Raw genomic sequence first — 11,298 nt, 5'->3', positions numbered from 1 at the left:
TGACTGCGGTTGAGACGTGTGCTCTTCCGGATCGTCGCCGCCGCCGCACCGCGGCGCGCCCCAGGGCTCCGTCATGGCGCCGGCGCTACGCCGGGACACCGGTCCGCCACCGAGGCACCGCCGGGTGGCCGAGCCGGAGCCGGATCCGGCGGCGGCGCGCGGGCGAAGGGGCGTCTCGGGGAGAGCGGAGCGGCTCGTCCCGGGTGCCGGGGCGCCTCCCGTCCGTCCTGGGGTCGCGTCTCAGGCGCGCGCTGCGCGCACCCGCTCCGTGAACGCGGCGTGCAGCGGGTGCTGCGCGTCGAGCCCGGTGATCTCGGTCGCGACGTCCGCGTCCGCGCGGTCGGACCGGAGCAGCTCCTGCAGCTCGACGCTCTGCTCGTCGTCCGCGACGTCGAAGCGCAGGGCCGCACCCATCGCGTCGAGCAGCGCGGTCGGCTCGGTGCCGTCCTCGGCCAGGGCGGCCGCCGGCGAGACGAAGCGCTCGTCGCGGGACAGCTTGCGGAGCGGCTGCCGGCCGACCCGGGTGACCGTGTCCGGCAGGTGCGGGTTCTCGAAGCGGCCGATGATCGCCTCGACGTAGGAGCGGTGCACCTCGGGGTCGAGCTCGTGGCGGCGCACGAGCAGGTCGCTCGTCTCGGCGAGGACCGACTCGAGCTCGGAGCGCACCGCGGGGATCGCGATCGCGTCGGAGATCTTGTCCGCCCCGGCGAGGAAGCCGTGGTACGCGACGGTGGCGTGCCCGGTGTTGACCGTGAAGAGCTTCCGCTCGATCGACGCCGCGAGTCCGTCGACGTAGTGCGCGCCCGGGATCTTGGGCTCGGAGCCGCCGAACGGGGTGCGGTCGATGGCCCACTCGTAGTAGGTCTCCACCGTGACGTCGAGGCCGGCGCCCTCGGGCTGGGCCGGGACGATGCGGTCGACGGCGGTGTTCGCGAAGACGGCCTTGGCGAGGGCGGCGTCGCGCTCGTCGGTCGGCAGTGCCTCGACGATGGAGTCGCGGAGCCGGTCGGTGGCGTTGATCGCGTTCTCGCACGCCATCACGGCCAGCGGCGCCGCGTCGGCGTCGCGCCGCCGGAGCGCCGCGGCGATCACGGGGGCGATGAACTTCAGCACCGTCGGGCCCACGGCGCACGTGACCACGTCGGCCGCGGCGACCTCGGCGATGACGCCGGCCTCGTCCTGGGCGCTGTTGACGGCCCGGAACCCGGTGACCTCGTGGTCCTGGGCGCCCTGGCCGACCTCGTGCACGGTGTAGGAGTCCGCCGCGGCGAGGGCGTCGATCAGCGGGGCGGCGACGTCGGCGAACACGACCTCGTAGCCGGCCTCGTGGAGCAGCAGCCCGACGAAGCCACGACCGATGTTGCCGGCGCCGAAGTGGACCGCGGTGTGCGTGCCGGAGGTCACTCGTTGACCTCGCCGAGGATCGACAGGATCGCCGCGGTGTCCGGGGCGTCGGTGAGCTTCTGGACCTCGTCCTCGTCGGAGAACACGATCGCGATCTTGGACAGGATGTCGAGGTGCTCGTTGTTCACGCCCGCGATGCCGACCACGAAGCGCACGGGGTTGCCGTCCCAGTCGATCGGGGTGGCGTAGCGGATGAACGACAGCGCGGACGACTTGATCGCGTCCTTCGCATCGTTGGTGCCGTGCGGGATCGCGAGGAAGTTGCCCATGTACGTCGAGACGCTCTTCTCACGTTCGAGCATCGCCGGGTAGTAGTCCGCCGTGACCGCGCCTGCAGCCTCGAGGATCTCGGCGGCCTCCTTCATCGCCTCCGACTTGGTCGGAGCGGTGTCCTCCGTGTGGATGCGGATCTGGCTCTCCTGCAGGACGGGCATGGGGTTCTCCTTGCTGTTCGAGGACGTGGTGGAGGGGGCGGGCCTCGGCCCACCCCCTCCGATACTGCACGCTGTTACTGGTTCTTGAGCTGGTCGACGACCTGGTCGTACTGCGGCGCGTTCATGAAGTTGCCGACCGACACGTGCTGCGCGTTCGGGTTCTTCTGCCGGGCGCGGTCCGTCAGCTCCTCCTGCGTGATGATGAGGTCCTCGGTGCCGTCGAGGTTCGCGATCGCCTTGTTGACGACCGTGACGCCCTCGATGCCCGCCTTCTTCACCTTGTTCCGCAGGACGCTGGCACCCATCGCGCTCGAGCCCATGCCGGCGTCGCAGGCGAACACGACGTTCTCGACGCGGGTCGCCGTCGCGGTGCCGGAGCCGACACCACCGAAGGCGGCCTCGGTCTCCTCCTCGGAGCGCGGGGCGTTGTTGCCGAGCAGGCCCGAGGTCGCGGCGTTGACGTCGCGGCCCTTGTTGGCCTGGAGCTTCGCCATCGCGGCGGTCATGTCGCCACCGCCGTTGGCGAGGTCACGCTTCCGGCTCGCGAGCAGGAAGAACGAGGCCACCGCGAACGACACCGCCGCGGAGAGGACGACCGACAGGATGACGCCGACGTAGCTGTCCTTCGCCGTCGCCGTGAGCACCGCGATGATCGAACCGGGCGACGCCGGGGCGACGAGGCCGGACTGGAAGGCCACGTTCGTCGCGACACCGGTGGCGCCGCCGAGGATGACCGCGAGGAACAGGACCGGCTTCTGCAGCACGTACGGGAAGTAGATCTCGTGGATGCCACCGAAGAACTGGATCAGGATGGCGCCGGGAGCGGTCGAGCGGGCGATGCCGACACCGAAGAAGGTGAAGGCGAGCAGGATGCCGAGACCGGGGCCGGGGTTGGCCTCGAGCAGGAACAGGATGCTCTTGCCGGACTGCTGGACCTGCTGCGCGCCGAGCTGGTCGAGCACACCGTGGTTGATGGCGTTGTTCAGGAAGAAGACCTTGGCGGGCTCGATGATGACGCTGGCGAGCGGCAGGAGCGAGCTGTCGACGAGGAACTTCACCGCGGCGCCGAGGCCCTCTGCGATGAGCTTGAACAGCGGCGCGAGCCAGAAGAAGCCGATGAGCGCGAGCGCGAAGCCGAGGATGCCGGCCGCGTAGTTGTTCACGAGCATCTCGAAGCCCGGCTTGATCTTGCCGTCCCAGATCTTGTCGATCTGCTTGATGAGGTACGCGCCGAGCGGCCCGCAGATCATCGCGCCGAGGATCATGATCGTGCCGTTGGCGCCGATGATGACGCCCATCGCCATGATCGAGCCGACGACCGCGCCGCGGGTCTCGTAGATCATCCGGCCGCCCTGGAAGGCGATCGCGAGCGGGATCAGGTAGGTCAGGATCGGGCTGACGAGACCGATGTTCGCCACCCCGTTCGTCTCACCGAAGCCGCCGAGGACGCCGACGGGCGTCCAGCCGGTCTGGATGAAGAACGCGGTGATGAGGCCCCACGCGATGAAGATCGCGATGTTGGGCATGACCATGCCGGAGAGGAAGGTGCCGAACTTCTGCACGGCGACGCGTGCGCCGCCCCGCGACTTCGCGGGAGCGTCGGGCGCTGCAACGGACGACGTTGTCATGTGCCTGGCTTTCTGTGATGGGTGCTGCAGTGGTGGAGGGTGTGGGTGCTGCTGTGCTGCGGTGGTGCTGCGGCTAGGCGGCGTGCGCTGCGGCCGCGGCGGACTTAGCAGCCGCCGCGGTGCTCGCGGCGAGTGCCGCCTTCGCCATCTCGCGGGCCTGGTCGAGCGTGTGCTTGCCGAGTTCGGCGCGCACGTCGGCAAGGGCCGCGGGGGTCATCGAGAGGGTGGTGGCGCCGAGGCCGACGAGCACGACGGCGAGCAGCGGGTCGGCCGCCGCCTCGCCGCAGATGCCGACCGCCTTCCCGGCGGCCTGCCCGGCCTGGCCGAGCTGCGCCACGAGACGCAGGACGGCGGGGTGCCACGGGTCCTGGTAGGACGCGACGGTGCCGAGCATGCGGTCGGCGGCCATCGTGTACTGGGTCAGGTCGTTCGTGCCGATCGACACGAAGTCGGCGTGCGTCAGGACCTGCTCCGCCATCAGGGCGAGCGACGGCACCTCGGCCATCACCCCGGCGGTGCGGATGCCGAGGTCGCGGGCGAGGTCGACGAAGTACTCGGTCTCCTCGGCGTCGGCGACCATCGGGGCCATCACCCAGAGGTCGGCCTCGGTCGCCGCGTCGGCCTGCGCGAGGGCGGTGAGCTGGTCGCGCAGCACCTCCTCGTGGTTCCGGAGGGCGCGGAGGCCGCGACGGCCGAGCGCCGGGTTCTCCTCGTCCTTGTCGGTGAGGAACGGCAGGGGCTTGTCGGCGCCGGCGTCGAGCGCGCGGACGACGACCTTCTTGCCCGGGAACGCCTCGAGCAGCTGGCGGTAGGACGCCGTCTGCTGCTCGACGGTCGGGGCCGTCGGCGCGTCGAGGAAGAGGAACTCGGTGCGGAAGAGCCCCACGCCCTCCGCACCGAGAGCAACGGCACCGGCGGCGTCGGCGGGGCTGCCGAGGTTCGCCAGGAGCGGGACGGTGTGGCCGTCGGCGAGCGCACCGGCAGTGAGCGGCGCAGACGCGGCGGCGGCACGCTCGGCGATGCGGCGCTCGACGTCGGCGACGAGCTCGTCCGACGGGTCGGTGACGACCGTGCCGGCCGCGGCGTCGACGACGACCTCGGTGCCGTCGGCCAGGGCGTCGGCCCCGGTGACGCCGACGATGGCCGTGATGCCCTTGGCGCGGGCGAGGATCGCGGTGTGCGAGGTCGGGCCGCCGTCACGGGTGACGAGCGCCTGCACCTTGTCGAGGTCGAGGAGTGCGGTGTCGGCCGGCGCGAGGTCGCGGGCGACGAGCACGAAGGGGGTGTCCGACTCGGGGACGCCGGGAGCGGGGACGCCGCGGAGCTTCGCGACGATGCGCTGCGCCACGTCGTCGAGGTCGGCGGCACGCTCCCCCATGTAGCCGCCCATGCCGACGAGCAGGTCGCGGAACTGGCCGAACGCCTCGAACACCGCACGCTCGGCGTTCGTGCCGCCGTCGATGCGGGCGTGCACGTCGTCGAGGAGCGTGGGGTCCTGCGCCATGAGCGCCTGCGCCTCGAGTACGGCCTGGGCGTCGCCGCCGGCGAGCTGCCCGCGCGTGTTGAGGTCCTCCGCGACCACGGCGAGCGCGTCGTGCACGGCCTGCTTCGCGTCGTCCGCGGAACCCTCGAGCGGGGCGGTCGACGGTTCGCCGAGCGGGTCCGCCATGCGGAGCACGGGGCCGTGGGCGACGCCACTGCCGACGCCGGTGCCGAGCAGTTCGGTCATTCGAGACTCCTTCATCTCACGCGGAGGTGCTTGGGGCTGCCGCGCGACGAACGAGGGCTCGACCGCGGCGGCGTGACGTCACACTACCCCGATCCACGTTGACAAACAAACACATCCGGGGATAAAAATGCAGAAACAGATGCCCGTTTGCGTCTGACGGACGAACCGATCCGCGCTGATCCGTCGAGATCGTGCCCGGTCGTGTCCGTTCTGTTCCGAGCACGCCGATCGACCGAGACGACGAGGTCCATGTACGCACCAGAGCGCCACCAGCGCATCGTCGAGCAGGCGCGGGCGCACGGCCGGGTCGACGTGAAGGACCTCGCCGAGCTCCTCGCGGTCACGCCGGAGACCATCCGGCGCGACCTCACGAGCCTCGAGCGGCGTGGCCTCGTCCGCCGCGCGCACGGTGGCGCCATCCCCGTCGAGCGGATCACCCTGCACCCGGGGGTCGGCGACCGCGGCGGCATCAACCAGGCCGAGAAGATGGTCATCGCCGAGGCGGCCCTCGGCGAGCTGCCCGAGAACGGCTCGGTGATGATCGACGCCGGGACCTCGACGATCTGCCTCGCCGAGATGCTCCCGACCGACCGGGGGCTGACCGTCGTCACGCACTCGCTCCCCGTCGCGATGGCCGTCGCGAACCGCCCCGGCATCGACCTGCACCTGCTGGGCGGCAACATCCGCAGCGACTCGCTCGCCGGCGTCGGGACGTGGACGCACCAGCTCATCGGCATGGTGAGCGTCGACGTCGCCTTCATCAGCATCAACGGCATCACGCCCGAGCGCGGCCTCACCACGCACAACATGGCCGAGGCCGCCGTGAAGAGCGCGATGATCAAGTCCGCGCGCCGGAGCATCCTGCTCGCCGACCACACGAAGTTCGGACGCGAGGAGTTCGGCCGCGTCGCCCCGCTCGCCGCGATCGACACGATCATCACCGATCCCGCCGTCAACGCCGACCTCGTCCGCGAGGTCGAGGCGGCCGGCACCGAGGTCTTCTGGCCCGGCCGCGACTGACGTCCGGCCGCCAGGACCGTCCCACCCGGCGCTCGCTACCATGAGCGCCACCACCCCGTCGACAGGAGTTCATCGATGTCCGAAGCCACCCGCACCGTCACCGTCGCCAGCGCGTCCGGGCTGCACGCCCGCCCCGCCTCGCTGTTCGTCCAGACCGTCACCGCGTCCGGCCACCAGGTGACGATCGCCAAGGGCGACAAGTCCGGCAATGCCGGCAGCATCCTGGCCCTCCTCGGCCTGGGCATCGAGAACGGCGACGAGGTCACCCTGACGGTGTCCGGCGACGACGCCGAGGCGACCGCCGACAGCCTGGTCGAGTTCCTGCAGACGGACCACGACGCGGCCTGAGCGCGCAGGTCGCGGTCGCGACCAGACGACGGACGGGAGGCACGGTGCCAGCTGGCACCGTGCCTCCCGTCCGTCCGTGCGCGCTTGTACGGCCGTCATGGAGCAGACGACGTCGCGTCGCCCGTCCGCACCCGACAGTTGCTGCTTCACCGATGCAGGAACGGCGGCGGGACCGGCCGCGTCCGCGCCCGCCGATAAGGTGGTCGGCATGACACGCCTGCGCCTCGCATCCGTCAACGTGAACGGCGTCCGCGCCGCGTTCCGGAAGGGCATGGGCGACTGGCTCGCCACCCGCGACGTCGACGTGCTCGCCCTCCAAGAGGTCCGTGCGTCCACCGACGACCTGACCGGGCTGCTCGGCGACGAGTGGGACGTCGTGCACGACCCGGCGACGGCGAAGGGCCGCGCGGGCGTCGCCATCGCGTCACGGAAGCGCGCGCACCTGCACCGCGTCGAGCTCGGCCCCGCCGACTTCGACTCGGCCGGCCGCTGGATCGAGGCCGACTACGAGGTCGGCGACGCCACGGTCACGGTCGTGTCGGCGTACGTGCACTCGGGCGAGGTCGACACCCCCAAGCAGGACGAGAAGTGGAAGTTCCTCGACGCGATGACCGAGCGGCTCCCGGCGCTCCGCGCGCACAACCCGCTCGCGGTCGTCGTCGGTGACCTCAACGTCGGCCACGACCAGCGCGACATCAAGAACTGGAAGGGCAACGTCAAGCGTGCCGGGTTCCTCCCGCGCGAGCGTGCCTACTTCTCGCGGTTCTTCGGCGCCGACGGCGAGCAGGTCGAGGGCGCGGACGGCTCGACCGGACCGGGGCTCGGCTGGGTCGACGTCGGTCGCGAGCAGGCCGGCGACGTCGACGGCCCGTACACGTGGTGGTCCTGGCGCGGCCAGGCGTTCGACAACGACAGCGGCTGGCGCATCGACTACCAGGTGGCGACCCCCGAACTCGCGGCGAAGGTCGCGCAGTACACGGTGGACCGCGCCGCGGCGTACGACCAGCGATGGTCCGACCACGCCCCCGTGGTCGTCGACTACGAGCTCTGACCCTCCTCTCACCCCCGCACCACCAGGACACCCCCATGACCACGACGCGCATCTTCTCCGGGATCCAGCCCTCCGCCGGGTCCCTCCACCTCGGCAACTACGTCGGGGCGCTCATGCAGTGGCGCGACCTGCAGGACGACCACGACGCGATCTACTGCGTGGTCGACATGCACGCGATCACCTCGCCGCAGGACCCGTCCGAGCTCCGCGCGAGCACCCGAGCGACCGCGGCGCAGTACATCGCCTCGGGCATCGACCCGACGAAGTCGACGCTGTTCGTGCAGTCGCACGTCCCCGCGCACGCCGAGCTGGCCTGGGTCCTCAACACCCTCACCGGCTTCGGCGAGGCCAGCCGGATGACCCAGTTCAAGGACAAGTCGGCACGTCAGGGCGCCGAGGCGGCGTCCGTCGGGCTCTTCACGTACCCGATCCTGATGGCCGCGGACATCCTGCTCTACGACACCGCCGTCGTCCCGGTCGGCGACGACCAGCGCCAGCACGTCGAACTGACCCGGGACCTGGCGAACCGCTTCAACTCCCGGTTCGGGGACACGTTCGTCGTGCCGGAGGCCAAGATCGGCACCGAGACCGCGCGGATCTACGACCTGCAGGACCCGACGAGCAAGATGAGCAAGTCGGCCGCGTCCGACAACGGCCTCATCCGCCTGCTCGACGACCCGAAGCGGACCGCGAAGAAGATCCGGTCGGCGGTCACCGACACCGAGCGCGAGATCCGGGCGGACCGGCAGGCGAAGCCCGGCGTCACGAACCTCCTCGCGATCCTGTCCGCGTTCACGCGCACGCCCGTCGCGACGCTCGAGGAGCAGTTCGTCGGCAAGGGCTACGGCGACCTCAAGGGCGCGGTGGCCGACGCCGTCGTCGCCGAGCTCGAGCCGGTGCGGGCGCGCACGCTCGAGCTGCTCGACGACCCCGCCGAGCTCGACCGCCTGCTCGCGGTCGGCGCCGACCGCGCCGAGTCCATCGCGCAGGCGACGCTCGCCCGGGTGTACGACCGCATCGGCTTCGTGCCCCGCACCCGCGGCTGACGATGCTGCCCGTCACGCTGTCGTCGGACCGGGTCCGGCTCGACCTGCCGATCCGGTCCGACACGGCGGCGATCACCGCGGCGTGCCAGGACCCCGACGTCGTGCGGTGGACGACCGTGCCGACGCCGTACACCGAGCAGCACGCACGGACCTTCCTGGACGCCCTCGTCGGCCCCGGGTGGGCGTCCGACCGCGAGTACACCTGGGCGATCCGCCGTACCGGGTCGACCTGGCTCGAGGGCGTCGTGTCCTTCCGCACCGAGCACCGCGACCTCGGCTTCTGGCTGGCGCCGTCCGCCCGGGGCGCCGGGCTCATGCACGAGGCCGTCGACCTGGTCGTCCGGTGGGCGTTCTCCCAGGGCGCGGCGGACGTGTACTGGGAGTGCTACGAGGGCAACACCGCGTCGGCGTCCGTCGCCCGCTCGGCCGGGTTCTCGTTCACCGGCACCGGTCCGGCCCGCATCCCCGCACGGGACGGTGCGCCGACGACGGCCTGGACCGGGCTCCGTCGCGCGGACGGCGTCCCGGCGTCGGCGCTCCCCTGGCCGGACGCGTCCTTCCGTGACGGCGGCGTCGTTCGCTGACAGGGGACAAGTCGGTGACGCGTCACCACGCTCCCGTCGGTAGTGTCGGAGCGTGACCACGTCCCCCCTCCCGCCGGCTCGTCCGGCCGAGGTCCGTGCGATGCAGCGAGCGCTCGACCTCGCGGCCCGCGGACCCGTCGTCGGCGACCACGCCCGCGTCGGCGCCGTGGTGCTCTCCCCCGCCGGTGACGTCCTCGCCGAGGGCTGGCACAAGGGCGCGGGGACCCCGCACGCCGAGGTCGACGCGATGGCCAAGCTGTCGCCGGAGCAGCTCCGCGGCGCCACGGCCGTCGTGACCCTCGAGCCGTGCAACCACACCGGACGCACCGGGCCCTGCGCCGTCGCGCTCATCGAGGCCGGCGTCGCGCGGGTCGTCTACGCCGTCGACGACCCGGGCGTCCAGGCGCGCGGGGGCGCCGACCGCCTGCGCGCCGCCGGGATCGAGGTGGTCTCCGGTGTCCTCGCGGACGAGGCCGAGGCCTTCCTCGAGCGCTGGCTGCTGTCGGTCCGCGCCGGGCGGCCGTGGGTCACCGTGAAGTGGGCGTCGAGCCTGGACGGTCGTGCCGCGGCCGCCGACGGCACGAGCAAGTGGATCACCGGCGCGGCCGCCCGCCAGCACGTGCACGAGCAGCGTGCCGCGCACGACGCCATCCTCGTCGGCACGGGCACCGTGCTCACCGACGACCCGAGCCTGACCGCCCGCGGCGACGGCGGCGAGCTCCTCGCCGACCAGCCGCTCCCGGTCGTCCTGGGCGACCGCCCCGTGCCCGAGGACGCCGCCGTCCGTCGGCACCCCCGCGGCCTCGTGACCCTCCCCGGGCACGAACTCGACACCGCCCTGCGCAGCCTGCGCGACCACGGTGTCCACTCCGTCTTCGTCGAGGGGGGTCCGACGATCGCGTCCGCGCTGATCGCCGCGGGTCTCGTCGACGAGGTGCTCGTCTACCTCGCCCCGGTGCTGCTCGGAGGTCCCCGGACCGCCCTCGGCGACGTCGGGGTGGGAAGCATCGGCGAGCGTCACCAGTTGGACGTAACATCGACCACCAGCCTCGGCCCCGACCTGCTGGTCCGCGCACGACCCCACCGTTCCCGGCCCGGTACCGGACCGACGACGACGGCCGACGAGCGCGGAGACGACGGGGCTCACGACGACCGGAGCACCCCATGACCGACGCACTCACCTCCCCCACCCCGGGCAGCCCGGTCCAGTTCGAGGTCGCGACGAACGTCCCGACCACCCACGGCACCTTCCAGATGCGCGCCTACCGCGACCTCGTCACGGGCGCGGAGCACGTCGCGATCATCGCGACGGACGACGACGGTTCACTGCCCGGGCCCGGTGCGCTCGTGCGCGTGCACTCCGAGTGCCTGACCGGCGAGGCGTTCGGCTCGCTGAAGTGCGAGTGCGGACCGCAGCTCGACGCTGCGCTGGACACGATCGCCGCCGAGGGCGGTGTGGTCGTCTACCTGCGCGGGCAGGAGGGCCGGGGCATCGGCCTCATCAACAAGCTCAAGGCCTACCGCCTGCAGGAGGACGGTCTCGACACGCTCGACGCGAACCTGGCGCTCGGGCTCCCCGCCGACTCGCGTGAGTACGGCGGCGCGGCCGGCATCCTCGCCGACCTCGGGATCACGAGCGTCCGCCTGCTCTCGAACAACCCGGAGAAGCGGCGACAGCTCGAGGAGCACGGCATCACCGTCGAGTCCCTCGTGCCGCTCGTGGTCGGGGTCTCCGCGCAGAACGCCGGGTACCTCGACACGAAGCGCGACCGGATGGGGCACCAGCTCCCCGCGCACCTGCAGGCCGGCGCCGCGAGCTGACCACGAGCAGGGCTGCGCGGGCGACCGCGAAGCCCTGCTCGGAGCGGGCGACCGCCCAGCGCCGCGCCAGCCGATCCTCGGTGGATTCGCAGCTGGGCGACCTCTGTCGTACGCTGGGTGCTCCGTCACGAGCGGTCCCACCCACCGAACGCACCCGGCAACGCCCCGCGCCACCCCGCGCGGACCAGCCGGTGTCCGCAGCTTCGGCACACCGCCGCGCTCGTCCGAGCGCT

10 protein-coding genes and 1 pseudogene are annotated in these 11,298 nt (G+C 72.0%); 7 read left to right on the top strand and 4 right to left on the bottom strand.

Annotated elements, in window-relative coordinates:
* Window positions 1–240: 240 nt before the first annotated feature.
* The 4 genes from HUN58_RS13945 to ptsP form a co-directional block, all read right to left on the bottom strand.
* Window positions 241–1,404, bottom strand: a complete 1,164-nt coding sequence (locus HUN58_RS13945) for a mannitol-1-phosphate 5-dehydrogenase (protein WP_180224971.1) — start codon at window positions 1,402–1,404, stop codon at window positions 241–243.
* A complete protein-coding gene (locus HUN58_RS13940) occupies window positions 1,401–1,838 on the bottom strand; it encodes a PTS sugar transporter subunit IIA (RefSeq protein ID WP_022907882.1) in 438 nt (145 codons plus the stop codon). The genes HUN58_RS13945 and HUN58_RS13940 overlap by 4 nt, the downstream gene beginning before the upstream one ends.
* Before the next feature lie 74 nt (window positions 1,839–1,912).
* The gene (locus tag HUN58_RS13935) at window positions 1,913–3,466 is read right to left on the bottom strand and encodes a PTS mannitol transporter subunit IICB (RefSeq protein ID WP_180224970.1); all 1,554 of its coding nucleotides are present in this window, start codon (window positions 3,464–3,466) and stop codon (window positions 1,913–1,915) included.
* Between the two features lie 73 nt (window positions 3,467–3,539).
* The gene (gene ptsP, locus HUN58_RS13930) at window positions 3,540–5,195 is read right to left on the bottom strand and encodes a phosphoenolpyruvate--protein phosphotransferase (protein ID WP_180224969.1); all 1,656 of its coding nucleotides are present in this window, start codon (window positions 5,193–5,195) and stop codon (window positions 3,540–3,542) included.
* A 249-nt stretch (window positions 5,196–5,444) separates the two neighbouring features.
* Here ptsP and HUN58_RS13925 point away from each other — a divergent pair, with 249 nt between their 5' ends.
* The 7 genes and pseudogenes from HUN58_RS13925 to ribA all read left to right on the top strand — a co-directional run.
* The gene (locus HUN58_RS13925) at window positions 5,445–6,215 is read left to right on the top strand and encodes a DeoR/GlpR family DNA-binding transcription regulator (protein WP_058742742.1); all 771 of its coding nucleotides are present in this window, start codon (window positions 5,445–5,447) and stop codon (window positions 6,213–6,215) included.
* Window positions 6,216–6,290: 75 nt separating this feature from the next.
* Entirely contained in the window at window positions 6,291–6,563 is a 273-nt protein-coding gene (locus HUN58_RS13920; RefSeq protein WP_058742743.1) for an HPr family phosphocarrier protein, read from the top strand.
* 208 nt (window positions 6,564–6,771) lie between these two features.
* Window positions 6,772–7,614 (top strand): exodeoxyribonuclease III, encoded by an 843-nt coding sequence (locus HUN58_RS13915; protein WP_114849865.1) that lies wholly within the window; start codon window positions 6,772–6,774, stop codon window positions 7,612–7,614.
* Between the two features lie 35 nt (window positions 7,615–7,649).
* Window positions 7,650–8,660 (top strand): tryptophan--tRNA ligase, encoded by a 1,011-nt coding sequence (trpS, locus tag HUN58_RS13910; protein WP_058742715.1) that lies wholly within the window; start codon window positions 7,650–7,652, stop codon window positions 8,658–8,660.
* A gap of 2 nt (window positions 8,661–8,662) precedes the next feature.
* The gene (locus HUN58_RS13905; RefSeq protein ID WP_058742708.1) at window positions 8,663–9,244 is read left to right on the top strand and encodes a GNAT family N-acetyltransferase; all 582 of its coding nucleotides are present in this window, start codon (window positions 8,663–8,665) and stop codon (window positions 9,242–9,244) included.
* Window positions 9,245–9,344: 100 nt separating this feature from the next.
* A complete protein-coding gene (ribD, locus tag HUN58_RS13900; protein WP_180226158.1) occupies window positions 9,345–10,412 on the top strand; it encodes a bifunctional diaminohydroxyphosphoribosylaminopyrimidine deaminase/5-amino-6-(5-phosphoribosylamino)uracil reductase RibD in 1,068 nt (355 codons plus the stop codon).
* Window positions 10,413–10,441: 29 nt separating this feature from the next.
* Window positions 10,442–11,065, top strand: a pseudogene (ribA, locus tag HUN58_RS13895) (GTP cyclohydrolase II); the annotation flags it as partial.
* Between the last annotated feature and the right edge of the window lie 233 nt (window positions 11,066–11,298).

The sequence above is a fragment of the Curtobacterium sp. Csp1 genome, from assembly GCF_013347185.1.
Note: the sequence above shows the minus strand (reverse complement) of the source record. Positions and strands in the feature narration are given on the sequence as shown.

Bases quoted from the DNA above. Each gene is read 5' to 3' on its own strand.
- HUN58_RS13940 (WP_022907882.1), bottom strand. From the start codon at position 1,838: ATGCCCGTCCTGCAGGAGAGCCAGATCCGCATCCACACGGAGGACACC.
- HUN58_RS13920 (WP_058742743.1), top strand. From the start codon at position 6,291: ATGTCCGAAGCCACCCGCACCGTCACCGTCGCCAGCGCGTCCGGGCTG.
- HUN58_RS13915 (WP_114849865.1), top strand. From the start codon at position 6,772: ATGACACGCCTGCGCCTCGCATCCGTCAACGTGAACGGCGTCCGCGCC.
- HUN58_RS13935 (WP_180224970.1), bottom strand. From the start codon at position 3,466: ATGACAACGTCGTCCGTTGCAGCGCCCGACGCTCCCGCGAAGTCGCGG.
- trpS (WP_058742715.1), top strand. From the start codon at position 7,650: ATGACCACGACGCGCATCTTCTCCGGGATCCAGCCCTCCGCCGGGTCC.
- HUN58_RS13925 (WP_058742742.1), top strand. From the start codon at position 5,445: ATGTACGCACCAGAGCGCCACCAGCGCATCGTCGAGCAGGCGCGGGCG.
- HUN58_RS13905 (WP_058742708.1), top strand. From the start codon at position 8,663: ATGCTGCCCGTCACGCTGTCGTCGGACCGGGTCCGGCTCGACCTGCCG.
- ribD (WP_180226158.1), top strand. From the start codon at position 9,345: ATGCAGCGAGCGCTCGACCTCGCGGCCCGCGGACCCGTCGTCGGCGAC.
- ptsP (WP_180224969.1), bottom strand. From the start codon at position 5,195: ATGACCGAACTGCTCGGCACCGGCGTCGGCAGTGGCGTCGCCCACGGC.